A 26,573-nucleotide genomic window follows, 5' to 3' on the forward strand; every position below is an offset into this window, starting at 1 on the left:
TCCTCGTCGATGAGCGCTTCGTGCCTGCCGGGGTAGCTCTCGCCCTTGTAGCGGACTTCGCCGAGGTAGTAGCGGTCGCGGAGCAGCTGCTGGATCTTCGAGTCCGAGATTGGCCCGGCGGGACGCCGCTGCGTGGGCCGGGTGCGCAGCCCCCGGTCGGTCAGTTCCTCTGCGATGTCAGCGAAGGTCTTGTCCCTGCTCGCGTACAGCTCGAACGCGAGTTTCACGAACGGCGCGCGTTCGGGGTCGATCTGGACGGTGTTGATCTTCCGCCCGTCGATGTTCTCGGTGACGTTGAGGTAGCCGATGGGCGCGCGTCCCAGCGTGCCGCCGTTCATAGCCTTGCTTTTCATCTTGTAGGCGATGTCGGCACCGTCTTCGCGGGAGCGGTACTCGTTGAAGGCGGCCAGGATGCCATGCATAAGCTGCCCGACCGGGGTGGCATCGATCTGCTCGGTCGCGGAGATCAGGGTGACTCCGCGTTTTTGCAGATCGGCCATGACGATCGCGTCGTCGGTGCGGTTACGGGCGAAACGGGAGAGCTTATAGACGATGACGTAGTCGACGTCCCGGTCGCGGCGGATGCGTTCGAGCATCTCCTGGAACGCAACGCGCTTGGTCATCTCCGTGGCTGACCGGCCCGGCTCGATGTACTCGTGCACGATCGTGAGGCCGAGCGCTTCGGCCTTGCGTTCACAGGAGGTGCGCTGGGCGGGGATGGAGATGCCCTCCGGGTCGTAGTCGGTGTTCACCTGCCCCTTACTGGAGACCCGCAGATAGATGACGGCTCGGCTACCTGGTGGCACATCGATTGTTCCGGTCGGCGCTGACGAGACGGCGCTGCTATTGGCGCGGGGTTCGTCGTCGGTCTCGACCGGGGCCAGCGCGGGTGGGAGCCCGTCGAAGGCGAACGGTGCGAGGTTGGTGTCAGGCAGGCTCATGGCTGCCCTCCTTCCGGTGAGAGCAGCTCCCTGCCGCGAGCAGCGTGTCGCGGATTGAGAGAGCGGTGATGTGGGAGCGGCGCCCCGAGATTGACCGGGCCGGGGCGCAGGCCCGAAGCATGATGTGCCATCGGTTGCGTTCTCCGTTTACGATCCCATTTTACCTCGCCTAACCGGGCTTTTTGCAGGTGTTGACTATTCCGCAACGCTTTCCGTCTGCCCGTGGAGAACACCGCCTGACCGTGATGCGGACGGCCGCGTCTATTTGGAGAACACATAGGCGCGCCCTTCGTGTTCGACCAGATCGAACCCGTCGGCGATCTGCTCACGGAGTGCGTCGTAGTCCGGGGTGACCTGTTCGATGATGAGCTGGCGTTCCTCGGCGTATTCGATGACGTCTCGTTCGCGCTCGTCGACCTCTGCCAGCTCGTGCAGTGCGTCCTCGACGGTGCTGTAGACGCCGATGTACTGCAGGTGGAAGTCCTCCATGATGTCCCCGCTCATCGCGTTCACGTCGGGCAGACCGAGGAAGACGCGCAGGGCAGTGTCGCGGTCGGCCGCGAGCTCGGTGAGCGTCTCGGACAGCTCCGCGATCTGTGCGCTGCCCGAAGTGCCGGGCACATGCACGGTGAAGTACCAGTCGCCCACCTCGACACCGGTGGGAACGAGGATGTTGGTGAGTCGTGGCGGATAGACCTCCTGGTAGGTGGCCGCGCGGGCTTCGGGGTGGTGCTGCCGGATCAGGTAGGTGCCGAGCCAGTCGATCAGTCCCCGCGTCGACGCGCTGACGCCTTCGGCGCTATGCAGCGCGAGGTACTCCTCGCGCAGGGACTCGTAGTCGCCTTCGCCGGTGCGCCCGAAGCCTGCCAGGGCGCTGTCGCGTCCCAGGCTCCGGCCGAGCACGTGGGCGATGCAGCGCGCGGTTCCCTGGTCGACATCTGCCCGTTTTTCGAGTGCGGTGCTGAGGCCGGCCGCGATCAGCTCGCCGTAGCGGCGCAGGGCGACCTCGAAGCGCCGCCAGTTCGGTGTTCCGTTCTCCGCTACAGGACGCAGTACATCTGCCTGATCGGGTGAACAAGAAAGTTGCTCAGGCTGACCGGGGGTCGGGGTGGGTCGTTCGTGCATCATGATCGCTCTCCACTGGTGAACAGCACGAAGCGTGCGAGGGCATCGACCCAGGCCTCCTCCTCGAACGGCACCTCGACCCGGTCGAGTTCGTCGAGGATCGCCTCGGCATCGAGGTCTCCGGTGACGGCGAAGCGTTCCAGCGCGGTGCCGGGGCCGTCGTGCAGCATGCCCGCGACCGTCCGGGCGAAGGCGACCTGAAGGACGTCCCGGTCGAGCGCAAGCATGGTTTGCACCGCGCGCTGCGCCTTCGCCGGTGACGCCGCAGCGCCGTGAGCGGTTGATGTTGTCGAAGATGATTTCGAAGTCACAATGAACCTCCTCTCTCGTTAGGTGATGTGTAGGGGGCGACCACGGCGAGCGACGGCTCGGCGGTTGTCGCGTGGAAGAGCCGGGCATCGAGCGCGCCGTCCTCTCGTATGGCGCGCTCGATCTTGTCGGCGCGCTGCTGGTCTGGCGTGACCCAGACGACCAGTGGGAACAGGCCGTCGTTCCTGGCCTGCTCGGTGCCGGACTGCCAGTACCGCTGGTACAGGCCGGACTTTCGCAGCACAGCTGGCAGGTGCTCGGTGTCGCGGTCTATCTCGACGAAGCTGTGCGTCTCGCTCTCGGCGTCGGCGGTCACGACGGCCAGATCCGGTTTGAGGGTGAGCGCGCCGCCATGACCTGACTGGAACGGTCGCCAGGATGTGGGCTCGGCTTGCAGGTCGAGGATCTCGAAGCGGTGCGCGCGAGCCTGCTCCGTGAGCGTTGCGGCGTATCGGGCGACGTCGAGGGTGTGGGCCAGGAATCCGGCTCCGGGGTCGACGTAGCGTCGCCTGCCGCTCTCGCCACGCCTGGCACGCAGGAGCCGTTCTCCGGCTGCCCCGAGCTGCCAGACGGTCTGGCCCGATCCGTGGCCTTTGCCGCCGATACGACGGCCGACGCGGGCGACGACGCTATGCTCCTCCAGGCGGTGTAGCACCCGGATCGTGAGCCGGGTGGCCGTCGCCTGGGAGGCGAATCCCGGCTGCCCATCCGACTGGACGACTGGGAACTCGAGCCGCTGGATGAGCCGGGTGTCGAGCAGCCGGTACTGCTCGAGGTCTTCGAGGATCCGCAGATCGCGGTCGGTGAGGTGCAGCAGCAGGTCGCCGACCTTGTAGGGCGTGCGCGGAGTCATGCCACACCTCCTGCCCGCTCCCACTGGCCAGCCAGAGTCTGACCGGTGTCGCCGCCCCACGCCCCGCTCGAATGAGCGGGAGTCCCATCCCAGTTCGGGCAGGAAGCGCCGAAACAGGGGCCGCCAGGGGGACGAGTCAGCAGCGTGAACGGAGCATCGAACGGATCACGGAATGGATCGCCGGCGACAGTACTCAAAGGCGCACACGTACATCCCACACGCATCGTTCGTCGCCTCGTCATGATCGCCTCCTTCGCTGGTGCGACCGCACCTCGGGAAGGTCGCCCGCACCCGGTGATGCGTCGCCCGCCGCAGATGTCGTCGGCTGTTCCGCAGGCTCGGCCGGCGCGCTGTCGCCAGCGAACTGCTCCCGGTAGGCGGCACGGATCTTCTCGGCGTGTCCGGAGTCCGATACGGGCGGTTCTGTCTTCGCGGAGAACCATCCGGCGGGTGCGCCGTCGGTGACGAGGTTGCAGTAGATGTGCCGGAGCGCGAGCGCCTGGAAGTCATCGGCCGCGAGCTTCGTCGTGGTCTTGGCGAGCGCCGTGCCGTCCTTGGGGCTCGCGGCGAACGCGATTTGGTTACGAGCATTCAGGTCGATCGCATCGGCAAGCTTCGGTGGGATCTGGCCGCGCCCCTGGAAGGCCAGGTGCCAGCCGACCCCGTAGGAGCGGCTCGTGGCGAGGGCGTCATCGATGCTGGTCGGTAGATGCAGGTATCGCTGCACCTCGTCGATGTAAACGAAGCCAGGGCGCTGCCTCGGGTCGTCCTCCTCGGCACGCTCCTGCGTGGCGATCCAGGCGGCCGCGGCCACCAGGCCGCCCAGCAGTTGTGATGCTCCAGGGCCGATGAGTGCATCGTTGAGCGGCACCAGGACGGCCTTCGGTTCCGGGTCGCGCCAGATGTCGCGGAGACGGAACTTCGGACTCGCCTGCCCAAGCACGGCGGCGACGTTCTTACGGAGCACGTACTTGCGCAGCTTGTTCATGGGTGCGGCCACGATGTTCGCCCGGTTCGCCGGGGACAGCTCATTGAAGGTCGCCCAGTAGCTCGCGAGCACCGGATCACCGGAGACCGCTCCGATGACGCCTCGCCGGTAGCCGTCGTCCGACAGCAGCGCTGGGAGATCCAGCAACGTGTGCGGCCTGCCCCGGCGGCGCCCGTTCGCTTCGAGCGACAGGAGTCCTGCGAGCAGGAGGTCTTCGGTTCTCGGCCCCCACCCTTCCGCGAAGATGTTCTTGAAGACCTCGAGAATGGCATCGACAGCAGGTCCCGGATCACGCGTCCCGATATCCAGCGGATTAAAGCCGACCGGGTTCGCTTCGGCGGCATCGATGACAACGATGCGCCCTGCCGCTTCCTGTGGTGCGCGCCGGACGATGGCGTCGACCAGTTGCCGCTTCGGCTCGATGAGCACCAGCGGACGCTTCGCCTGGATGTCCGACAGCGCGAGATGCGCGAAGACCTCGCTCTTGCCCGACCCCGTCCCGCCGGTAATGGCGGTGTGCAGCAGGCGCGCCTCCGGGGTCATGCCGACGTGTGTATTGACGCCGGGCGCGGTGCTCCGGGCGAACACTGACACCGTGCTGGTGATGCCACGAGGTGGCGGGATGAGTCTCGGATGCCGAGGTGGGAGGCCGGGAAGCTCCAGCTCGTCGACCGGCCAGCAGATGAGGCCCGTGAGCTGGGAGGCGGTCAGAGGCAGCGTGCTCCAGCCGAGGGTCGCCTGGTTCCATCGTGAGGGTGATTCATTCACCAGCGACAGGCGTGCGCCGGGCGCTTCGAGCTGTTCCAGCGCGGAGGCGAACTGGCCCCGGATCTGCTGGCGTCGTTCCGGGACGGCGGCGCTGACGCCGATGCGCACCGTGACGTCGATGCGTGCCTGCCCCGCATGATGGACAACACGCCGTCGGGTCTCGGTTGGTGCCGGAGAGCTGCCGCGTAGAAGCAGTTCCGGTACGGACGTGCTCGGGTCGAGGATTTTGCTCGGCACCGCCGCCGGTCTGCGGCCCCGGCCGAGTACCACCTGCACGGCCAAGGTCTCACCCTTCCGACGCCCGGCAAGCACGCTGTATATGCTGTGCAGCACGTCCTCTGCGGCGTCATCGCGCAGCGGCATCGCCCTCGGTGAGAGTTTCAGACGCGCCACCCGTTCTGGCGTGGCTGGTCGAGATGCACGGAGGGTTCGGCTGTCCGGCAGATGCGAACGCAGCAACGTGCGGACGGTCGGCTTCCCTGCTTCGGCACGACGCACCAGGTGGGTGATGCCCTCATCGGTCGCCCAGGTCTCGAAGACCAGTGGCCGCGGTGAGTCCGGCGTGCTGAGCCGGGCGAGGAACCGCAGCACCTGGGCGGAGGTCGCGTCCATGCCGGGCAGCAGCCTCGTGTAGTGGATCTGCTCACGCATCACGCACCTCCTCGGTGTTCGGCTCGTCCGGGGCACGACGGGCGCGCTGCTGGTCGTGCTCCTGGGCTGCCTCGGCCTCATGGCGCGCCCGCTCCAGACCTGCGGCGGTCAGGATGTGGGCGATCTGCTCGGGGCGCAGATCATGATTGAGCTCGCTGAAGACCCAGACCCTGCGATCAGGGCGTTTCCGATAGCGACGCTGAGATTTTCGACTCATACCGACACCTCCTTCCGGCGAGTAACCGGCTTCCGTTTGTTACGTGCAGTCGCGGAAGGAAATGCGGCGAGCCCTTGACATAGGGTGCGGATGATTACGAGGCATTGATTTTGATTTGTCAACCCTCGTTGTCCATTCCACAACGAGATGACAGGGGTGAACGTGCTCATGGTTCTCACCAGCGATCTCGCCAGCGGCGGTAGAACACCAGTCCGAGCCAGATAGCGAGCACAGCGATGCCGATCAGAAGCAGCCATCCCCAGATGGCGGCGAGGATGTCGATGGCCAGGTACAGGAGGATCACGCTGAGGAAGACCGCGAAGCAGAAGCTGAGGATGCGGCTGGCCATCGTGACCGGCTCCTTGTCGTCCTTGCCAGGGCGCTTGTCGGAGGAGAACATCACGCATCACCAGCCCCTTCCTCATCCGTGCGGTGCGCACGGAAGGTGGCGTCGCTCGGCACCGGGAAGCCGGGCAGCTTGAAGTCGCTGTCGATCTCGTTGCCCCACACGCTCCAGTCGGAACGCGAGTTCGGGCGACGCCGGGCAAACAGCTCGGCGTACGGACCGTCGAGGAGCCGCTCGATCAGAGGGATCATCTCGTCAGGCTTGCGACTGTGCTCGGTGCGCGGGAACAGCAGCGTGGAGCGCTGGCCCCGGAACTTGAACGGCGCCCTGCCGCGTACGCCGTGCAGCAGGGTCTCGTGGCTGGAGCGGAAGTAGCTGCCGAGACCCATGTAGTACTTGTCCCAGGCGGCGTGCGACTTATACGTGAAGCCCCAGCTGCGCAACACCTCGATGCCTTCCGGGAGTGCGGCGCTGGTGACCCACATCAGGAGGGTTGCGTTGTCGTCGCTCAGCTCCTGGATGAGTGGCCCCATGGCCTTGATCCGGTCGAGGGTCATCAGGTCGTAGTGCTGGATGGCGCCACGCTTCCCGGTCTGGGCGATGTCCCAGGGTGGGTCGGCGTACCAGACCTTTATCTTCTTGGTGGTGCCGAAGCGCGCCAGGCGAGATGCGTCGTCTGCAGCGTGCGGTTCGCCGCTCGTTTCCGCAGCGCGGCTCCCTGCTGGTTTCTTCTTCGTCGTGGACATGAGTGGACTCCTTTCTCCGCTCGAATTTGCTGAGGCGTTTCGGGCCTCACGAGCGGCGGACGGATGGTTATGGAGGGTCTGGGCGAAAGAGTCAATAGTCCGTTCGGGAACCTCCGCGTCGTGGCGGTTCCCGAACGGAACACCTGGCTCAGAGGTCACCGGCACGGCTCCGTTGCCCGGATATCGTTGTTGTGGAATTGGCAACGGCAGAGCCGAACGGAACACCGCGCCGAGGCGACGATGTGGACTGACGTGAGGTCAACTGCGCCGCCTGTGCCATTCGCTGGGAGGCGTCGTCACGCTCGGCGGCGAGCTGCTGGGCGATCGCGAGGATCGTGCGGCGCAATTGCTCGGACTTGGCGTCGAGTTCCATCTCGATGCGGGCGATGCGCCGCCGGTGACGGCGCTGCAGCCAGTCGGTGATCTCCTCGACGAGCATCTGGATCAACACGTAGAGGACGAATCCGCCTGTTGCCAGGCCGACGATGATGCAGCCGAGGCTGATGAGGTCCCAGACGGTGCCCATCAGAGCTTCGCGATCCGCTGACCGGCCGAGATGGCGTAGCTGGCGATCAGCTGCTCGTAGAACTGGCCACCCGCCGGGGCGACCTTCATGTGGGCCTCGGCCTGGGCGACCAGGGTCGCGGTGTTCATGAGCGCGGAGGCGGTCAGGAAGGCACGCGCCTGCTCGGCGGTGTTCTCGACCTCCGCCCTGGCCATAATCTGGTCGACCTCGTGGCGGGTCTGACGCGCCAGCGCGTTCTGCTGACGACGATCGCTCGCAGAGCCAGTCGATGCGCTGAACATGCCTCCGTTTGCCGAGGAGGCCGGGATGAGTGCGGACATGATGGGTTTCCTTTCGTTACCTGGTGAAGACGGAAGAAGTGGACGATGGCAGCGGCGGAGCAAAAGCCGCAGGGGCGATGTGCTCGTGAAAGCGATCCGGCCCGGCGAGCCCGATCCCGCTCGTACGGCCGAGATTCCCCTGGGCGAGTCGAGCAACCAGGTCGGCGAAGTCCGCCCGGCCACGCGGCGACAGACTGGGTGTTGAGATCACCGCCTGCTGGTCGGGGCGCCGTACGACGTGCAGCCCGAGACGGGTGGCGACACGAGCGAAACTCTCGGTGTGCCGCACCCTGCCCGGCCCGGTCGTACCCTCGAGGCCGCAGACGCGGGTGTAGGAATGGCCGATCTCGTGCGCCAGCGTCGAGAGGACTCCTCTCGCGTAGACAGTCGGGTCTGGATCCTGATCTGCGGCGTGGCGGACGGCGACGGTGAGCTTGTCGAACTGCTCGTTCCCTGTCTGCCAGGCCGGCGAGACGTAGCTGCCGAGCCAGCCGACGAGATGGTCACCATTGGCGCAGACCACGACGCGGCGTGCGAACGACTCAGCGATACCCGGCAGACGGTGCTCGACGCGGCGGGTCAGGTCGAGTGCGACTGAGCGCAGCAGCTGCGCGGCGATTACGGGATCGGCAAATGCGCCGAACCTCGACGGTGTCGAGCGACGGGTGCTTTGTGACACGATGTGCTCCTTCGGTCATGGCAGGACGGCAAACGGCAGCGACGAACACCGCTACCGACGAGACGGATCGGATCGAGTGAGCCGGAGCAGTTGAGGTCGCGTCCTTCGCGGTACCCTCGGGATTCCTGGCCCGGTGAGCCGATACCAAAATTGTGCCGAGCAGCATCCCCGCGTCGATACAAGGTTCCTGCTCACCTGGTGACATAAAATTGAGCAGGCGGGGCCGTCACTGGACGAGGCCCCGCTTGCTCGTATCTTGAGGAGGGATCGCGGTGGCCACGCCAGAAGCGCAGCTCGTGAGCCTGTGCACGGGCTACGGAGCCGTGCCCTCCCGCATCCCGACGATCGCTCCGTTCCTCCAGCACCTCCCCGCCACGCAGCACGCGCACGAATCCCTGTCCGCCAACGGCCCCATCGGATGGGAGCACGCGGCACGCGATCTGCTGATCTGCGTGACGAAGCCAGGCGGCGCAGCTGGGTTCAACGCACGCACGGCGCGGTTCGTGCGCGCCTGCCTGGCGCTCGACGGTTCAATGAGCTCATACGCGCAGCGCATGGACGACCTCGCTAACGACACCGAGTTCGACTACCCGACGTCGCGCAACACACAGACGAAGCTGCGTGCCCAAAAAATGGACGAGCTGGCGGCGAAGCTCCTTGAGCTGACGAAGTATCCGTGTAGCCCTTCCCGAGTTGAGGAGGCAATACGCACGTCTTTGGGGCTGATCGAGGTCGTGAAGGCCCAGATACTGGCTGACGCTGATGCTGACGAGTTAGCGCGGTACATCGCAGGGATAACACACGGTCTTGTAAACGCATCTGCATTCTTCGAACGCCACGACCCCGGCCTCAGCCCTGAGCGACGTCTGAACATCATCGTCACGGCGGTGGCTGCGCGCCCTTACCGTCAGTTGTATGACGAGCTGAAGCCGCGAAGCATCGATCTCCTCGTGCCGCCGGACGAGGTATGGAAGCTGTTCGAGGGCAGACCCTCGCTGTTCGACCCCGAATCGTCCGAGACCGAGCGCACGATGCAACTGGTCGAGCGCATCATCCTCGACACCGAGGAGCGAGATGGATGGGAGAGCACACTCCTGGTAACGGCTACCGCCGAGGAGGATGGTGGGCTCACTCAGCAGCAGGCACTCCGCCTCCGCGCCTATTTCGAGCGGCTCACCGATTAACTTCGAGAAATGAAAATAGCCCCTGGGGACGCCGGACGGCGTCCCCAGGGGCAGAGATGGAGTCGTTTGCGTGATCGTCACTTATCGGCGCGACGCTCCATAAGCTTCTCGATGATCAGCTCGTGATTTGCGGCGAGCGCTTCGATACACTGCCGGACTCTGGCACGGTCCCCGGTGAACGAAGGTGATCCTCCTTCCCGGATGCTATCGATAATGCTCTCGTCCGCCGGAATGCCCGACTTGACCTCGTGGGCAACTGCGTGGAATAGCGCAGTTACGAGTCGGAAGAACTCAAACAGCGCATTTTCGCGAAGCGCCTGTGCTGTTTCTGCATCGTGCTGCTCAACGAATTGCTCCCACTGCTGGTGGAACGCGGCCTGGGCGTCGCTCGCATACAGATCCTTGTGAGTGTTCGTCCACGCGAGCACGAGATCATCAATCTCATCTTGGTCAACCATTGCTGGCCTCCCTGCTTCGAGCGCAGTCCGTGCGCGAGCGGGGCCAACAGGTGTTGCTGACCGAACAAGAGCGACGGAAACGGTCGGGCTACTGGTCGGTGAGCACCACGGATGCGCGGGTCTAGTTATGACGCAAGCGGGCGGATATTGCAAGCATGAGCAGGATCTCAATCAGTGAGCTCGATGCTTCGGTTGCCGTAGTTTTCACAACGTCCCGAACGGACCATTGACTTAGCCGCCCTCTTCGTCATAATCAGTCCTCACCTCGTTCGTGCCCTGCGGCTTGAACGTGATCCGTCCAGGATCGCGGGCCGCTTGCACCAAGGAGGTCTCGCCATGAGCGAGGACACTGCCGCCGGAACTGGCGGCATCACGGAGAACGGGATGGGGCCACTCCGTCCCCTCTCCGTCCGTATGAGCGATGGAACCCGAGCGCAGCTCGAGATCCTCGCACAGCTCAACGACCGCTCTCTCACCGAAGAGACGCGGTACGCGCTGGAGCACTGGGTCGACAAGTCGAAGTCCGACCCCGCCGTGCTCAAGCGCGCCGAGCAGGTACGAGCCGACATCGAACGCGAGGCCGCCACCCGGCGCAGCGCGATCGAGGCCGTCCTTGGCGGAAGCGCCAAGGGCACGAAGCCAGCGGCTCGCTCCACCAAACAGGCGCCCTCGGGCACCTGAACACCTCGGCAGCCGTGCCCGGAGTCGAGAACGCGCACGTTCCCCTCCGGCACGGCTGCCCGTCACCACCATGCGCGTCCCTCGTTGCTGCTTTGCGGTTCTACGCGGTGAACCATCCAGGTTCGCCGGCCGCTCGCAGCAAGGAGATGAAGCAATGGCAAGAGGACTGTACGTCCCCGCATATGACGGGGAACCGCTAGAAATGCGCGACTTCGAGGGCGACGCGATCGGCACCGCCGTCGGTGGCCTGATGGAAGCGGTGGACATCCCGGCGCTCGGGATCACGGTCTACGTCAACGAGGAAGGGCTGCTGCGGCGGCTGCCCTTCAACTCGCGAGTGTCGTTCGCCTGGTGGTACTACGTGCCCGAAGCCAGACGCTCGATGCTCGTGGGTGACGCCGTCATCGTGGGCGAACCCGACATTGACGGTGCGGACACGGACATCCCGGAGTCGACGCTCGAGATGTTCATCAATCCCCGGCAGTGGGGCATCCTTATTGATCCCGGTGGCATGCCGGCCTCGGGCGTGATGCCTGACACGATGCTGAACCACGTCCTGTTGCCGCTCGTCGCAGGGCGACCGCAGAAGGTGGTGAGCACCGCGTGCTACGCCAGTTGCTTCGACGCGATGGCCTGGGCGCTGTCGCTGGGGGAGCGCTGGCCGGAGATGGACGACTTCGCCATCCTGCCCATGAGTCAGGTGCTCGAGCACTTCGGCGTCACGCCGAGCGAGTGAGCGCGCTGCCAACGCGAAAGGCGGCACCGATCCGATGGAGAGCTTGCGAGCTTTCTCGGGTTGGTGCCGCCTGTTTCACTTCTGGAACTTGCTCGCCCAGGAGCAGTAGTCGACGTCGTGCGACGGTCGCAGGAAGACGAGGTGCTCGTCGGTGCCCGGCACGGCGAAGATGGCGAACTTGTCGGCGTCGACGATTGGTTGGGCGCCACCTCCGCAGATCGCTGCAGTCTTCTCAGGGTAGTGCGCCTTCCAGTCAGTCGCGGTGTTTCCTCGAATGTCCGCAAGGACGCGCGAAGCCCAGGTCGCGCTGGAGCTCCAATACTTGCTGAGCGCCGGGTACTGCTCCCGCATCTTGCGAATTTGCCTCGGATCGGTCGTGGAGCCTTCGACATACACGAGTCCATGGATCTCGCTCAGCTCGAGCGCGCTGTGCACGGTTGCCATCTGGACCCCGCGATGTTCGTGCTGGGTCGCAACGAAGGCACCGTGCGTGAAGCTAAAGATGATCGTGACGAGGAGCGAGAGCCCGAGCATCATTGACAGCAACACGCCGACGACCTTCGTGCGCTTCACGAGCAAGAGCGGAGCCGCCAGCGCAACACCGATCAGGGCGAAGGCCGGCACGACGCGCGGCTTGATGATCGTGTCCGGCGTCAGGATCAACGGGCCGAGGAACACGAATGGGATCAGGAGCAGGGCCGCGGCTGCGATGAGGATCTGGATCGTGCGGGACTTGAGCTGACGGATGACCAGAACAGCGGCGACAAGTGCCACTGCGATCGTCGCGATGAGTACGGGGGTGATGAAGCCGCCTGCCAGATACTCGACCAGGAGGTCACGGAGACGTCCGAGGTTGCCGCGCACTGCTGAAAGCGACGCGCTCAGCTGCGTGTGGTTCGTAGCGGTCGGGATCAGCAGATGCACGATCAAGTAGCCGATGAGGCCCGCCGCGTACGCCCCAGTGACGCCGAGCGTGTCAAGGATTCCGTTGCGGATCTTCTTCTCGCGGAACACAGTCATCGCGAGCCAGACGAGCGCGAGGCCGAGCGTGACGGTCGGCATCGCCTGGTAAATGCCAAAGCTGACAAACAGCAAACCTGCGCTCAGCGCGATGCCCTTCCAGGTACATGAGAAGAACGTGAAGGCCGAGATGGCCAGTCCGTAGGCGATGAGCATGCCGAGGGCGTCGTAGCGGTAGCTGACGTTCTCGAGCAAGAACGGGTTCGCGATCAGCGGTGCCACGAACAGGAAGCTCTTGGCGGTGTAGTCGAGTCGTCGCTTCAGTAGCAGCCAGACGGCCGCCACCACGGCGACGATCCCGAGGATCTGGCCGAGTTGGCCAAAGTTCATGATCGGCGAGTTGAAGCCACTCAGGAACTGTGTGATCCACTCCGCGACAAACCGACCGTTCGTGGCAAACGAATGAGCATCGCCGAACATCACATTCCGTGCGGTGTCGTCGTTGTAATCGACATTCGCGCTAATGATCGGGAAGAAGAAAAGCGCGGCAAGGATAATGAGTGCCGTCAGGATGGTGCGTGGCTGACGTTTCTTATCGAGCCACTTGGTGAGTGTATTCAGTTTTGACTTCATGCGATGGGTCGTATTATCAGGTATTCCTCGAATTAATGCAATGGCGCGTAGGGTCTCTCGCTAGTGCTGTGTCATTACGCTCGCCTATGGATTCCTTCGACGAACTCCACGCCATCACCGAACCTCACTGCCTGGCGCATGTTCCCCACGCTCGCATCGCGGGTATCGTTGCGGCAGTCGACGATGTCATATTCCTTTGAATGCATAAGTGTGCGAAAATGGGGGCAGATCGCAGTGTCCCGGTCGAGCCGTCCGGCTCCCGCCTGCGGCAGCCCAACCCGCCCGAGGCGACGCGGCACGCTGGCGGTGTCGGAGGTCCCCGGTACCGTTGGACACGGAACTATGAGCACAACTTAAGACGCGCCCTCGGCGCGGAGGAGCATGACCCTGATGAAGCGCAGAGCGGCCGGATCGATCCGCTGCGACGGCCGCCTGGCCGCCGTAGCTTCCATGTGTCTGCCCTGCCCCACCGTGAGGGGCAGCCGATGACAGCTCCCCTCACCGACTACCAGTCGAAGTACTTCGCCCATGAGCTGCAGCGCAGCTACGCCAACGACCACGTCGGCAAGCTGGCGGGTCTGCTGTTCGACGCGCAGGTCGAGCCGAAGCCCCACCAGATCGATGCGGCGCTGTTCGCGTTGCAGACCCCGTTCCTGCCAGGCGTGATCCTGGCGGACGAGGTCGGCCTCGGCAAGACGATCGAGGCTGGCATCGTCATCTCGCAGTACTGGGCCGAGCGCAAGCGCCGCGTCCTGATCATCGCGCCCTCGAGCCTGCGTCAGCAGTGGAAGCAGGAGCTGTACGAGAAGTTCCTCATCCCCTCGACGATCCTCGACGCCAAGTCGAAGGACGCGCTGCTCGCGAAAACGGACACCCGCGCCGCTGAGGTGCTCATCTGCTCGTATGAGTTCGCCCTCCGCCACGAGACCTCACTACTGAAGTCGTGGGATCTGGTGGTGGCTGACGAGGCGCACCGTCTGCGCAGCTACTGGAACGGCAAGGCGAAGATGGCCGAGGCCGTCTCGCACGTCGCCCGGAGCGCGCACAAGACGGTGCTTCTTACCGCGACGCCGCTGCAGAACAAGCTCGAGGAGCTGTACGGCCTCGTCTCGATATTCGACCCTGACTACTTCTACTCGCTCGACGCATTCCGCGAGCGCTACATCAAGAGTCGTGACCTGACCGGCGACGACGACCTGGTCGAGCGTGTGGCGGCGATCTCTAAGCGCACGCTCCGCAAGGACGCGAACAAGTACATTCGGTTCACTAAGCGCATGCCGCTGACCGTCGAGTTCACACCATCGCCGGACGAGGTGCGCTTGTATGACCTCGTCAACGACTACCTGCAGCGCGACGAGTTGTTCGCGTTCGCAGGCTCGCAGCGCCATCTCTCTGCGCTCATCATCCGCAAACGCCTCGGATCATCGACGTACGCCGTTGCGAGCACGCTGGAGAACATCGCCAACCGCCTGGCGGACGAGGTGGCCGCCGGCAAACTCCGCGACAACCGTGGCGGGCTGTTCCTGGCCGACTTCGAGGCGGGTGACGAACTCGAAGAGGAAATCGTCGAGGAAGCCGAAGAGACGACGGATCAGACATCGAGCGCGCAACTCGACGCCGAGACTCTCAAGCGCATGCGCGCCGAGGTCGATGAACTCCGCGAGTATGCTGCACTGGCTCGCTCGATCGCCGTCAATCAGAAGGCGGTCAAGCTGCACGAGGCTCTCGACATGGGCTTCGAGCGTCTCCGCGAGCTCGGCGCCGCCGAGAAGGCAATCATCTTCACCGATTCGACCAAGACGCAGGAGTACATCGCCCGCACGCTTGCCGACGCCGGTCGCGGCGAAGGCGTCGTGCTGTTCAATGGCTCGAACACGTCGCCGGAGCAGACGGCGATCTACCAGGCGTGGCTGACGGCCAACAAGGACGGCGACCTGATCACGGGCATCCCGGCGGTCGATCGTCGAAAGGCGCTCGTGGACTACTTCCGCGAGCAAGGCACGATCATGATCGCGACCGAGGCAGCGGCGGAGGGCATCAACCTGCAGTTCTGCTCGATGCTCGTCAACTACGACCTGCCGTGGAACCCTCAACGCGTCGAGCAGCGCATCGGCCGCGTGCACCGCTTCGGCCAAAAGCACAACGTCGTCGTCGTGAACTTCAGCAACAAGGGCAACGTCGCCGAGCAGCGCATCCTGGAGCTGCTGACGAACAAGTTCCAACTGTTCTCGAGCGTGTTCGGCGCCTCCGACGAGGTGCTTGGCGCGGTGGAGGACGGCCTTGACTTCGAGAAGCGGATCAGCGACATCCTCACCCGCTGCAAGACGGCCGGCGAGATCGATGCGGCATTCAAACAGCTTGAGGATCAGTTCGCAGGCGAGATCTCGAAGGAGATGGCCAACGCCAAAGCCAAGGTCTTCGACCACCTTGATCCGCATGTGCAGGATCGGCTGAAGGCGTACGACGAGCAGTCGGGCGACGTTCTCAACAAGTTCGAGCGTCTCCTGCTTGCGATCACCCAGCACGAACTCCGCGATGTCGCGACGTTCGAGGGCGACGGACGCACGTTCGTGCTGAACCAGGCTCCTACCAAGGACGCACCGACGGGCCGCTACTTCTTCAAGTCGAAACCGCTCCCGAACGCCCACCAGTATCGCTACGCCAGTCCGCTCGCGCAGCACGTCGCAGACACCGCGAGGGCGCACGAGACGCCGCAGCGCGAACTGACCTTCTCGCTCGGCCAATCGAAGCGGGCCAGCAACGCTGTCAAGGCGCTCGAAGGCAAGAGCGGCGAGCTGACGGTCAACCTGCTGACCTTCACGATGCGAGCACGCGACGAGGACATCTCCGAGTCGTACATGCTCGCCGGTGGCATGACCGACGACGGCCAGTACCTGGACGAGGAATACGTCGCCGACATCCTCGACCTCGCCTGCCAAGGCGTGGGTGAACAACCCGTCGCGGTCGACGTCGCCAAGGTCGAGCCACAGCTCAAAGCGCGGCTCGGTGAGCTGGAGAAAGAAGTCCAGGGGCGCAACTCTCGCTACTACGACCAGCAGGAGGAACTGCTCTACCGCAACCAGCAGGACCGAAAGGCCGAGCACGAAGGCAAGATCCGCGAGTACCGCACCAAGGAAAAAGAAGCCCGCAAGGCGGCGAAGCAAGCGGACGACCCTATGGAGCAGCTCAAACTCAAGCGTGAGGCCCGCAAGTGGGAGCGCCGGGCGGACGAGGCCGACGACGACTTCCGTGATGCACGCCGCAAGCTGCAGGCAGAGATCGACGAGAAGCTCGACATGATCGAGCAATCCCTGCAAGGCACCCAGGACACCGAGCACCTGTTCGCGATCCGTTGGCGCATCGTCGCGTAACGGTCAGCGTTCACAAAAGACATCAAAATTGTTAAACTGAGGAAAGAGAAATACCCGATGAGCGAAGAAATCCAGGAAACACCATCCACTACCCCGAACTTCCAGACCGAACTGGCAGCGCAGCTTGCTGAGCTGATGCCTGAGGTCATTGCCGACGGCAAGGTGGACGTGGAGAAGCTCAAGGAGCTGCTGGACGGTGACGCGGCTGACGGTAGCGAGCGGTTCGGGCTGATCTGGCCGGACAAGAAGCGCGCCCTGCGAGCGGCACAGGTGCCGACGACAGCGACGCTGCGACCCGACTTCGAGAACTCGAAGGACTGGGACACCACCAAGAACGTATTCATCGAGGGCGACAACCTCGAGGTGCTCAAGAACCTGCAGAAGCACTACCACGCCAAGATCAAGATGATCTACATCGATCCGCCATACAACACTGGTGGAGACTTCGTCTACCCCGACAACTACAAGGAGGGCCTCGACACCTACCTTGAATGGACGCGCCAGGTCAATGACGAGGGGCAGAAGCTCTCGACAAATAGCGACACCCAGGGGCGGTACCACTCCAACTGGCTCAACATGATGTACCCGCGGCTGAAGCTGGCGCGCAACCTGCTCACCGAAGACGGTGTCATCTTCATCTCGATTGATGACAACGAGCAGCCGAACCTCAAGGCTATGTGTGACGAAGTGTTCGGCGCCTCCAACTTCATCGCACAAATCGTACGCAACACCAACAGCTCAAAGAACCAGAGCCTCTTTGTTTCCGTGAGCCACGAGTACTGTCTCGTCTACGCGCGCAACATCAACGTCCTCAACGAGAAGCACGCGACCAACAAATGGTCGGTACCGAAGAACAACGTCGAGGAGTACAAGCGGCGCGTTAAGAAGCTCCAGAAGATGGGGCTGTCGAACGACGAGATCACTCAGGAGCTCAAGCAGCTCACCAATTACCCGCGCTTCATCGATTTCACCAACTACTGGTACTTCGATAAGCGAGGTCTCTACCGAAAAGGAGATCTCGGCGGGGTAAAGAACGGCAACATGACGCCGCTGTACAATCCTGTTACCGAGAAGGAAGACCCTGTGCCGCCGGGAGGGTATCGGTTCAACGAGGAGAAGCTCGCTGATCTCGTCGCCGATGGGCGCGTGCACTTTCACACTGACGGGAGTCTGCCGACGATTAAGCGGTACCTCGACGAGAACGAAGGTCAGCGACCGAAGTCGATCATGTCGGACGACCAGCGTCCGGACTACGCGCTTCTGCAGTCGCTCGGAACTCCGTTCGACAATCCAAAGCAGATGGCGTTCATGAAGCGCATCATCTCGATCGTTGACCCCGATGCGACGGTGCTCGACTTCTTTGCAGGATCCGCAACGACGGCACACGCGGTCATGGAACTGAACGCTGAGGATGGTGGCACCCGTCGATTTATCCAAGTGCAACTTCCTGAGCCGACGCCTGAAGGTTCAGAGGCGCGTGCGTCCGGGTTTGCGACGATCTCCGAGATCTCTCGCGCTCGAATCGATCGTGCGGGTGACCGCATCACCGAGACAATGTCTGATGAGCTTGCGCTTCGGGAAGAACCACTCGACGTCGGTTTTCGCACGTACCATCTCGCTGACACAAACTTCTCGAAGTGGAAGGTCTCGAGCGACGTCGATCGCACCGAGCTCGAGCAGCACCTGTTCGACCTGCGCGAGTCGAGCAGCGCAGACGACGCTTCGGCAGACGATCTCCTCGCGGAGATCCTTCTCAAGCAGGGCTACTCGCTGACCGAGCAGATCGCGTCGGTCGAAGTGGCTGGCCTCGATCTGCGCTCGGTGGGCGATGGCGTCGTGCTCGCCTACCTGAACGAGCACGTCAAGCCGACACTCGAGCAGCTGCGCTCTGTCGTGAATGAAGACCCTGCCCGTCTGATCGTCCTTGAGGATGCCTTCCAGGGTGACGATCAGTTGAAGACCAACCTTGCCCAGCTCTGCAAGAGCAAGGGTATCGAGCTCTGGACGGCCTGATCATGGGAGACAACACAGCGAGTAGCGGATTCAAGTTCGACGCGAGTCAGCCCTACCAGCTCGACGCGGTCAACTCTGTCGTCGACCTGTTCGACGGACAGCCGAAGGATGCCGAGAAGCTGGAGACGACGCTGCGCGGCCAGGTAGCTGCTGTCAACTCAAGCGATAACACGACGCTCGACCTCGACCTCTCGCAGGAGGTCGGCGCCGTCGGTAACCGCCTAGTGCTCGACCGCGACACGGTGCTCGCGAACCTGCAGCGCGTACAGGACAAGAACGGCCTCGAGGTCGCCTCGAAGCTTTTCGATGATTCCGGCCTGGACTTCGATATCGAGATGGAGACGGGTACAGGTAAGACGTACGTGTACCTCCGCACCATCTTCGAGTTGGCCGCACAGTACAACTTCACGAAGTTCGTCATCCTGGTGCCGAGCGTGGCGATCCGTGAGGGTGTGAACACGAGCATCCGGCTGATGCGTTCGCACTTCGAAGAGCTGTATAAGAAGCGCGACATCACGTTCGATTCGTCGGTCTACAGCGGTAAAGCGGCGGATGAGGTACGCGCGTTCGCGACGTCGACCAACGTGCAGATCATGGTCATGACCATCGATTCGATCCGTGGCAACGCGAATACGCGCATCATTCATCAGGCCCGTAATCAGTTGGGCGGCCTGCGGCCGGTTGACTACCTGAAGGCGACGCATCCGGTCGTCATCATGGACGAGCCGCAGAATATGGAGTCCCTGCTCTCTCAGTCGGCCGTGAGCGAACTGGACCCCGTGTTTACGCTGCGCTATAGCGCGACGCACAAGAAGCTCCGGAACGTCGTCTACCGACTCGATCCGGTCGACGCACACGACCTCGGCCTGGTGAAGCAGATCGTGGTGGCGGACGTGCAGCAGCAAGGTGCGGACGCGACGCCGTACATCAAGCTGGTCGAGGTCAAGAACGACAAGGGCTGGGTCGCTCGGCTGGAGCTGTCATGCCGGAAGGCGGACGGTTCGCTCGAGCGGCGCGTGGTGAACGTCAAGCAGAACCAGGAGCTGTCCGATCCTCGCCTGACGAACAACGCGAACTACGACGGCTGGCGCGTCAACGAGATGAGCATCGAACCCGCGTACGTCGACCTGACACTGCATGGCTATCTGTACCAGGGCGAAAGCATCGGCGGATCCTCGGGCGCGATCTACAAGGAGATGATCCGCGAGACGATCAAGGAGCACCTGCGAAAGGAGTCGCAACTGCGCGCTAAGGGCATCAAGGTGCTCAGCCTGTTCTTCATCGACAAGGTGGAAAGCTTCCTCGGTGACGGCTCGAACAATCTCGATGCGAACGGTCAGTTCGTGCAGTGGTTCGACGAGCTGTTCCGTGAAGAGCGTGCCAAGTCTCCGCAGTGGCAGGAGCTGCTCCCGCAGGAGCCGGCCGAGCTGCGTCGCGGCTACTTCTCTGTCCTCAAAGGCAAGAAGGGCGCGGCGGACAAGTTCCAGGACACGTCCGGCACCACCAAGGCCGACGACGACGCGTACGAGCTGATCATGCAGCAGAAGGAACGCCTGCTCGACGAGAACGAGCCGACGCGGTTTGTGTTCAGCCACTCCGCCCTGCGCGAGGGCTGGGACAATCCGAATGTCTTCCAGATCTGCACCCTGCGCGAGATGGGTGCCGAGACAGAGCGACGCCAGACGCTCGGGCGTGGCCTGCGCCTTCCGGTCGCGAAGCGCGAGGGTGGCTACGAGCGTGTGGCCGACCGCGGCATCGCAACGTTGACGGTGGTCGCGAACGAGTCGTACAAGCAGTTCGCCGATGCGCTCCAGAAGGAATACAAGGACGCGGGCGTCGAGATCGGGCGTGTCCGCAAGGCGGAGTTCTCGAAGATCCCGCTGCAGAACCCGGACGGGTCGCTCACCGATGAGAACCTCGGCTACGAGGGATCCGTGTCGATCTGGGAGCACCTGCTCGCGCAGAAGTTCATCGACAAGGACGGCGTCGTGCAGTCGAAGTTTCAGCCGAACACGCTCGACTTCAGCCTCAACATGCCCGTCGACTTCGTGTGGGCCGAGCCGTTCGTCATCGAGCTGGTCGGCCGCGCGAACATCGGTAAGTACGTGAAGCCGAAGAGTGGGCGTCACTCGCGCAAGCTCAACAAGGAGCTGTTCGCGAACCCGGAGTTCGAGAAGTTCTGGGAGACGATCAGCCGTCGCACCACGTACCGCGTCGAGGTGGAGCGCGACAAGATCATCGAGAACTCGGTCAAGGCGATCAAGGAAGCACCGGACATCGACCCGCTGCGTATCCAGGTCACTCGCGCGGGCGTGAAGGTCCTCCGCGGTGGCGCGAAGGGTCAGGAACTCGGGTCACGTCAACAGGAACTCCGAGGCAGCTACGACCTGCCCGACATCATCGGAGAGCTGCAGGAGGCCACGTCCCTCACCCGCAAGACCATCGTCGACGTCCTCGTCGGCAGTGGCCGGCTGGGCGAGTTCATCGCGAACCCGAATAACTTCATCGCCATGGCCAAGCGCCTCATGCAGACCGAGCTCGCGAAGCTCGTCGTCGACGGTGTGCAGTACGAGAAGATCGCAGGCTCCGTGTACGAGCTGCGTGAGCTGCGCAAGGACGGCGAGGAGGAGAAGGAACGCTTCCTCGACCAGATGTACAAGCTCGAGAACGCGGACAAGTCGAACTTCGACTACGTCGTCTACGACTCCGACCCCGAGCGCCAGTTCGCGGAACTGCTCGACGGCCGCGAGGACATCAAGTTCTTCATGAAGCTGCCCGACAAGTTCAAGATCGACACCCCGGTCGGCCCGTACAACCCGGACTGGGCGATCGTGAAGCACGAGGACGGCGAAGAGCGGGTGTACATGATCCGAGAGACGAAGAGCACGGAGGACGAGATCAAGCGCCGCCCGACGGAGAACGCCAAGATCAAGTCCGCGAAGCAGCACTTCGAGGCAATTGGCGTGCCGGACTACGCGGTGTCGGTTCCGGGGAGTTGGAAGCTATGACCTCGGGAGACGCTACTCAGCCTTGGCTAATCAAGATCGTCTACTTCGACGAAGAGTCTGCTTCCGACCTGATGGATATCGCGGCGGGCGGACGAGAGACCTCCTCGAAGGAACTGACCAAGGAACGGGCGGCTGAGGTGGAGGCCGAAGCGCGTGCGAAGGCCGCCGCGAAGTTCAACTGGCTGCCCTTCTTCGGCGGATCAGCTGAGGCTAGCGCCGCAGCGAGCGCGTCGGCGGTCGGGCGCAACATCCTGAACAAAACGCTCTCGAATACCATCCTGACCGACTACCTCAGCAAGCTCGATGAGCTGAAGGGAATCGAGCGCCTCGACGGCCTGACGGTCACTGCTCGCAGCGACTCGGCAGCGTACATGAAGATGTACACACCGTACTTGGCAATGCTCAAGATCGACGAGCTACCCGTCAACCTTGCCGAACTCGATACTGCGCTGACGTCAGCGAAGGGCTACTACGAACTACTCGCGCAGAGCGTGGACGGAGCGAAGTGCATCCTGCGCTTCAACTTCGAGGCGTTCCGAAACAACTATGGTCTGGTCGATCTCGGCCGCATGCAACTTGTGTTTCACGGTATCCGCGTCGGTAGGGCCGCAGAGAACAGCCTGACGATGGAGGCCGAGATGGCTCCTGGCCGCGAGCCAATGCCGGTGACCGGACTAGACGTGCTCGACGGGGTCTCGCCGGAACCGAGCACGCTGCTCGACGTGTACGACATCATTCTTGCGGGAGTCGAGTATGGGGAGTGACACGACGGTCACCGTCTACTACGGCCCTCTTCCATGGTTCGAGAAGCAACTCGGCAAGGGCGCGCGTCAGTACCTGCTTGATGCTGTCAACGAGCGTGACGAAGCCAGGCGCCGCATCCGGCACACGGTCGACGGACAAGAGACCGCCGAGGAGGAACCAGCTGCCCCGAGGCCAGACCGTCTGATTGCGATGTCCAGCGACTACGCGAGTGTTCATGAGCACGCCATCACGAACTTCGCTGGCCTCGTGCGCGAGATCCGTCCGAAACAGCTGCTCCTGCACAATCCGCCCGAGGCCATCCACACGCAGCTTGACCGAGTGTTCAAGACGAAGGTTAAGTCCTTTTCGTATCCGGTTGTCACGCGCGATACTCTGATCAAGTTCCGCAAAGGCTTCGCAGATCATCTCGTTGGACAAAGAGCAGTCCGGGATCGGATGCTGGCTGCCCTCTACCCACTGACGACCGATCGGCGCAGCAAGCCCGTCGTCCTGATGTTCTATGGTCCATCCGGCGTCGGCAAGACGGAGACTGCCCAGTTAGTCAACGGGCTTCTCGGCGGCAAGCTACTGCGTAAGCAGTTCTCGATGTTCCATAGCGACAAGTTCGCGTCCTACGTCTTCGGCGGTACGCACGCCGAAAGCTCGTTCGCGCGGGATCTGCTTGACCGCTCGTCGGGCGTGATCTTGATCGACGAGTTCGATAAGGCCAACTCTGTCTTCCATAGCGCCTTCTACGAGGTCTTCGACGAAGGCGTCTTCGAGGACAAGAACTACCGAGTGCAACTCGGCCCTGCACTGATCATCTGCACTTCGAACTACGGCTCCGAAGACGAGATTCGCAAGGCACTGGGCGACGCCCTGTACTCGCGCTTCGACGCTTTGATCCCCTTCGCGCCTCTGTCATCCACTGAGATCAAACAGGTGATCGACCGACTGGTAGATAGTCACTTTGGAGCCCTCTCGGCGAATGAGCAAGCGGCGCTCAACAGCGACGAGATCAAGTCCCTGCTCCACGCTCGGGCCAGCGGCACGGGAAACGTCCGCAAGCTCGGAAAGCTGGTGGATGAAGTGATCTCGCTCTTACTCGTGCGTGAGGTACTCAGGGACGCTCCTCGGGAGAGTGACGAAATCGGTACGAAGGATTTGGCATGAGTGATGATCTGACCATCAGGTCGGAAGAAGCAGTGGAGCCGGAGACAACGGAGTTCCTCGACCCCCGAGCGCGACTCGTGGACTGGGCGAACGCGAACGACGAGTGGTCGCGTCTACTGGTCTCTGAAGTCATCACAACCGGCCGTCCGGTCAGCGCTTCCACCATTGACAAGGCGTATCAACTCTTCCGCCAGGAGAAAGCCCTCGACAAGCGCGAGCTGCCCGCTGTAGAGAAGATTGACATCGTCGCTAGACAGGATGAATCGGCGCCACCGCTGACCTTGACGCGCCTGTCGGAAGTACATGGTGTCAACGCCCTCGTCTCTGGAGCGGAGATCGAACCGCACGAGGGACTCACGATCCTCTACGGTGAGAACGGAACCGGCAAGACTGGCTACTCCCGCATATTCAAGGCGCTGGCGAACAGCCGCACGGCGGACCTCATCCTCGGGAACATCGAGGCAGAAGCGTCCGAAGATCAGACCGCCAAATTGGACTTCAAGCTCGGCGATGACCCGCAAGTACTGACGTGGGCGGGAGACCGCGGTGTATCGCCTTTCACGCGGATGTCGATCTTCGACAGCCCAGCAGTCACTACTCATGTTGATGATGATCTTGACTACGTTTACACACCAGCATCGCTGGCGCTTTTCAACCATGTAACGGCGGCAATCCAGGCGGTCGCGGCGCAGATCGATTTCTCCGTTGGTGCGCTCGACACCGGCAGTTCCAGCCTCCTCGCTCGGTTCCAACGCGGCTCAACGATCTACCCGCTGATCGAGACCCTTGGCGCCTCCACTGACCTCGCGGATCTCAAAGCGAAGGCGATCACCGACGATGACGTCGACGCGAAGCTCGACGGCCTCGCGCAAGCAGTCGGCGCATTGCGCGCGAACACTATCGGCACGCAGATCACCGCACTCAAGGCCGAACAGCGCGTCCTATCCCAGGCGGCCGCTGCCGCCGAGGTGCTCGTCAATTTCGACGCAACTGCCTACAACAAGGCCCTCGCCAGACGAGCCCAACTCAGGTCGGACTACGACACGTTCCGGTCTGAACTCTTCGCGGCCGCTGATCTCCCCGCCGAGCCTGATGACACCTGGAGCCGCTTCATCGAGTCTGGCGAGACATATCGGCAACACCTTGTCGAACTTGAAGCTCACGACTCGGACCGTTGCCTCTACTGTCGCCAGCCGCTTCTCGATCCTGCTCGCGATCTGCTTTCGAGGTACTCCTCCTATCTCGAAGACAAGATCTCAGCCGACCTACGATCTACCGAGGCCGTTCTGGCGGAGCTGAAGCGCCAGGCTACCGCAGTGCAGAGCAACGAAATCGTTGCATTCCTAAACGAGAACAGGGACAACGATGATCAGCCGTCCTACTTCGCTTGGGTGGAAACGATTGAAGGAGCGCGCAGCGCCCTTGCTACAGCGGCGGTCTCGGCAGTGCCCGCCAGCCTCACCCTTTCGGAGTTGTTGAGCAAGCCTAAGACCGACGTCGACGGGGCGGTGCTGACTGTTGGCTCTAGCCTTGCGACCCTGGAGGAGCAACAGCAAAACCGGACGCAAGCGCTCGCAGACAAGCAAGCCGAGTACCTCGAGTACAAGGACGCCGTTGAACTCGGCAAGTCGTGGACTCTGATCGAAACGCAGGTCAAGAACGCGAAGGAAGCCGATCGGCTGAAGACTCTGAAGCGACCGTTGCCACAACTCGGCAGGGCGGTCACAGCGCTTGCCAAGACCGCCAGTGACCAGCTGATCAACCAGAGCTTCGATGCGCTCTTCCTCGAGGAGTGCGACGCATTGCGCGCGCCTGTCCTGAAGCTTCAGTTTGTCGGGCGCGAGGGGAAGGCACAGCGCCGTAAGGTCATGAGCGGTCGGCACAAGCCATCAAAGGTGCTCTCCGAAGGAGAGCAGAAGGTGCTGGCGCTTGCAGACTTCTTGGCTGAGGCGCGGCTGGCCGGCATCACAGCACCGGTGATCTTTGACGACCCCGTTTCGAGTCTTGATCACCGTCGAATCAACGAGGTCGCGCAACGTATCGCGCAGCTCGCCGATGATAATCAGGTCATCGTTTTCACGCACGACATCATGTTTGCCACCACGCTCCTCGGCCTGTTCGAGAAGTCGAAGCGGTGTGCATATTTTCAGATCACCGACGAGGACGGTAAGGGCAAGGTCACACGAGCGACTGGCCCGCGCTGGGACACTCTCAATGGGATCAAAGGAAAGATCAACGGCACGATCCAGGCGGCGCAACAGCAAGAGGGCGAGGCGCGCGACGCGCTAGTTCGCGTTGGCTATGGCTGGCTTCGCTCCTGGTGCGAGGTCTTCACTGAGACCGAACTGCTCCAAGGAGTAACGCAGCGGTATCAGCCGAACGTCGGTATGACGCGACTGCCGAACATCAACACGACAAAGCTGGGAGAAATAATCCCGAAGGTCACCAGCGTATTCGAGGAAGCCTGCCGGTACATCGACGCGCACTCGCAGCCGCTTGTGAGCCTCGGGGTGAGCCCTACCCTTGCCGGGTTGAAGCAGCATTGGACTGAACTTCAGGAACTCAAGAAGACCAACGATGGAAAGTAGAGTCGGGCTACCCGGTCTCCCGGCCAGCGTTACCCCCGATAAGCCTGGTCGAGGTGGTGACGGCTCGTTTGTCTGTTTCGAGCCGCGCATAGGTTGACACCGCGTCGGCGCCGTTATTGCGCGCGCCCATGCGAATCGCGTGTCGCGACGCCTCTGCGCAGAAGTACCGCACGGATCGTGGTGGCGTTGAAGCCGAGCCGGGTGCCGATGCTGGCGAGCGAGAGTCCCTCCTCGTAGAGGCGAGCGGCGGTGTCGACTTGGCTCGGGTTCATGCTGTGCGGCCGCTTCGCCGTGCCAGTCCGCTCGAGCACCTGACTGACCGTAACACGGTGGATGCCGTGCGCCGCAGCGATCCCCTTCATGCTCTGCCCCGCCTGATACGCCGCGACGACGGCCTGTTCGGTCTCCGCAGGTAGCTGCTTGCCTGTCCGTGCGGAACGTGGAGGTCGAGGGGTGCGGCGTTGCGGGGCTACGTGGGGTGTGACACTTCTCGTAGACAGTCGTTACCAGGAAGGCACGACAGGGAATCATGTCTACGAATCGCAGGACGTTCAC

General features: G+C 62.9%; 22 protein-coding genes and 1 pseudogene. 9 read left to right on the forward strand and 14 right to left on the reverse strand.

Annotated elements, in window-relative coordinates; translation table 11 throughout:
• Positions 1-23 precede the first annotated feature (23 nt).
• The 11 genes and pseudogenes from AAHA49_RS17840 to AAHA49_RS05610 form a co-directional block, all read right to left on the reverse strand.
• Positions 24-941 (reverse strand): annotated as a pseudogene (locus AAHA49_RS17840) (recombinase family protein); the annotation flags it as partial.
• A gap of 261 nt (positions 942-1,202) precedes the next feature.
• A complete protein-coding gene (locus tag AAHA49_RS05565) occupies positions 1,203-2,069 on the reverse strand; it encodes a hypothetical protein (protein ID WP_342037514.1) in 867 nt (288 codons plus the stop codon).
• Positions 2,066-2,293, reverse strand: a complete 228-nt coding sequence (locus tag AAHA49_RS05570; RefSeq protein ID WP_342037515.1) for a hypothetical protein — start codon at positions 2,291-2,293, stop codon at positions 2,066-2,068. The genes AAHA49_RS05565 and AAHA49_RS05570 overlap by 4 nt, the downstream gene beginning before the upstream one ends.
• A gap of 80 nt (positions 2,294-2,373) precedes the next feature.
• Positions 2,374-3,228 carry a replication-relaxation family protein gene (locus AAHA49_RS05575; protein WP_342037516.1) on the reverse strand — a complete coding sequence of 285 codons (855 nt, stop codon included), beginning with the start codon at positions 3,226-3,228 and terminating at the stop codon, positions 2,374-2,376.
• A 238-nt stretch (positions 3,229-3,466) separates the two neighbouring features.
• A complete protein-coding gene (locus AAHA49_RS05580) occupies positions 3,467-5,635 on the reverse strand; it encodes a type IV secretory system conjugative DNA transfer family protein (RefSeq protein ID WP_342037517.1) in 2,169 nt (722 codons plus the stop codon).
• Positions 5,628-5,852 carry a hypothetical protein gene (locus tag AAHA49_RS05585; RefSeq protein ID WP_342037518.1) on the reverse strand — a complete coding sequence of 75 codons (225 nt, stop codon included), beginning with the start codon at positions 5,850-5,852 and terminating at the stop codon, positions 5,628-5,630. The genes AAHA49_RS05580 and AAHA49_RS05585 overlap by 8 nt, the downstream gene beginning before the upstream one ends.
• Positions 5,853-6,027: 175 nt before the next feature.
• Entirely contained in the window at positions 6,028-6,252 is a 225-nt protein-coding gene (locus AAHA49_RS05590) for a hypothetical protein (RefSeq protein WP_342037519.1), read from the reverse strand.
• Positions 6,252-6,944: an MT-A70 family methyltransferase gene (locus AAHA49_RS05595; RefSeq protein ID WP_342037520.1), complete on the reverse strand. Its 693-nt coding sequence runs from the start codon at positions 6,942-6,944 to the stop codon at positions 6,252-6,254. Before AAHA49_RS05595 ends, AAHA49_RS05590 begins: the two co-directional genes overlap by 1 nt.
• Before the next feature lie 148 nt (positions 6,945-7,092).
• On the reverse strand, positions 7,093-7,470 hold the full coding sequence (locus AAHA49_RS05600) for a hypothetical protein (protein WP_342037521.1): 378 nt from the start codon (positions 7,468-7,470) through the stop codon (positions 7,093-7,095).
• Entirely contained in the window at positions 7,470-7,790 is a 321-nt protein-coding gene (locus tag AAHA49_RS05605) for a hypothetical protein (RefSeq protein ID WP_342037522.1), read from the reverse strand. Before AAHA49_RS05605 ends, AAHA49_RS05600 begins: the two co-directional genes overlap by 1 nt.
• Positions 7,791-7,806: 16 nt before the next feature.
• Complete coding sequence (locus AAHA49_RS05610) at positions 7,807-8,469, reverse strand: hypothetical protein (RefSeq protein WP_342037523.1); 663 nt, start codon at positions 8,467-8,469, stop codon at positions 7,807-7,809.
• A 272-nt stretch (positions 8,470-8,741) separates the two neighbouring features.
• Here AAHA49_RS05610 and AAHA49_RS05615 point away from each other — a divergent pair, with 272 nt between their 5' ends.
• Entirely contained in the window at positions 8,742-9,653 is a 912-nt protein-coding gene (locus AAHA49_RS05615) for a hypothetical protein (RefSeq protein ID WP_342037524.1), read from the forward strand.
• Positions 9,654-9,730: 77 nt separating this feature from the next.
• On the opposite strand, the gene AAHA49_RS05620 is transcribed toward AAHA49_RS05615, so the two are convergent.
• Entirely contained in the window at positions 9,731-10,111 is a 381-nt protein-coding gene (locus tag AAHA49_RS05620) for a hypothetical protein (protein ID WP_342037525.1), read from the reverse strand.
• A 336-nt stretch (positions 10,112-10,447) separates the two neighbouring features.
• Between AAHA49_RS05620 and AAHA49_RS05625 the strand changes: the two genes are divergently transcribed.
• Together AAHA49_RS05625 and AAHA49_RS05630 are read left to right on the forward strand one after the other, a co-directional pair.
• Positions 10,448-10,792 carry a hypothetical protein gene (locus tag AAHA49_RS05625; protein ID WP_342037526.1) on the forward strand — a complete coding sequence of 115 codons (345 nt, stop codon included), beginning with the start codon at positions 10,448-10,450 and terminating at the stop codon, positions 10,790-10,792.
• A gap of 154 nt (positions 10,793-10,946) precedes the next feature.
• Entirely contained in the window at positions 10,947-11,528 is a 582-nt protein-coding gene (locus tag AAHA49_RS05630; protein WP_425286500.1) for a DUF3846 domain-containing protein, read from the forward strand.
• 75 nt (positions 11,529-11,603) lie between these two features.
• Here AAHA49_RS05630 and AAHA49_RS05635 read toward each other — a convergent pair whose 3' ends face one another.
• Entirely contained in the window at positions 11,604-13,121 is a 1,518-nt protein-coding gene (locus tag AAHA49_RS05635; RefSeq protein ID WP_342037528.1) for a glucosyltransferase domain-containing protein, read from the reverse strand.
• 485 nt (positions 13,122-13,606) lie between these two features.
• Between AAHA49_RS05635 and AAHA49_RS05640 the strand changes: the two genes are divergently transcribed.
• Genes AAHA49_RS05640 through AAHA49_RS05665 form a run of 6 tightly spaced genes read left to right on the forward strand, consistent with a single transcriptional unit; the run spans position 13,607 to position 26,018 of the window.
• Entirely contained in the window at positions 13,607-16,492 is a 2,886-nt protein-coding gene (locus AAHA49_RS05640) for an SNF2-related protein (protein WP_342037529.1), read from the forward strand.
• 57 nt (positions 16,493-16,549) lie between these two features.
• Entirely contained in the window at positions 16,550-18,505 is a 1,956-nt protein-coding gene (locus AAHA49_RS05645; protein ID WP_342037530.1) for a site-specific DNA-methyltransferase, read from the forward strand.
• Between the two features lie 2 nt (positions 18,506-18,507).
• Entirely contained in the window at positions 18,508-21,513 is a 3,006-nt protein-coding gene (locus AAHA49_RS05650; RefSeq protein WP_342037531.1) for a restriction endonuclease, read from the forward strand.
• The gene (locus AAHA49_RS05655) at positions 21,510-22,277 is read left to right on the forward strand and encodes a DUF6414 family protein (protein WP_342037532.1); all 768 of its coding nucleotides are present in this window, start codon (positions 21,510-21,512) and stop codon (positions 22,275-22,277) included. The genes AAHA49_RS05650 and AAHA49_RS05655 overlap by 4 nt, the downstream gene beginning before the upstream one ends.
• Entirely contained in the window at positions 22,267-23,430 is a 1,164-nt protein-coding gene (locus tag AAHA49_RS05660; protein WP_342037533.1) for an AAA family ATPase, read from the forward strand. The genes AAHA49_RS05655 and AAHA49_RS05660 overlap by 11 nt, the downstream gene beginning before the upstream one ends.
• Positions 23,427-26,018 (forward strand): AAA family ATPase, encoded by a 2,592-nt coding sequence (locus tag AAHA49_RS05665; protein ID WP_342037534.1) that lies wholly within the window; start codon positions 23,427-23,429, stop codon positions 26,016-26,018. Before AAHA49_RS05660 ends, AAHA49_RS05665 begins: the two co-directional genes overlap by 4 nt.
• 113 nt (positions 26,019-26,131) lie before the next feature.
• Here the strand turns inward: AAHA49_RS05665 and AAHA49_RS05670 are convergent, their stop codons facing one another.
• Positions 26,132-26,380, reverse strand: coding sequence for a helix-turn-helix domain-containing protein (locus AAHA49_RS05670; protein ID WP_342037535.1), 249 nt, complete (start codon positions 26,378-26,380; stop codon positions 26,132-26,134).
• Positions 26,381-26,573: the final 193 nt, after the last annotated feature.

Source organism: Brevibacterium ammoniilyticum (genome assembly GCF_038429965.1).
Lineage (GTDB): Bacteria > Actinomycetota > Actinomycetes > Actinomycetales > Brevibacteriaceae > Brevibacterium > Brevibacterium ammoniilyticum.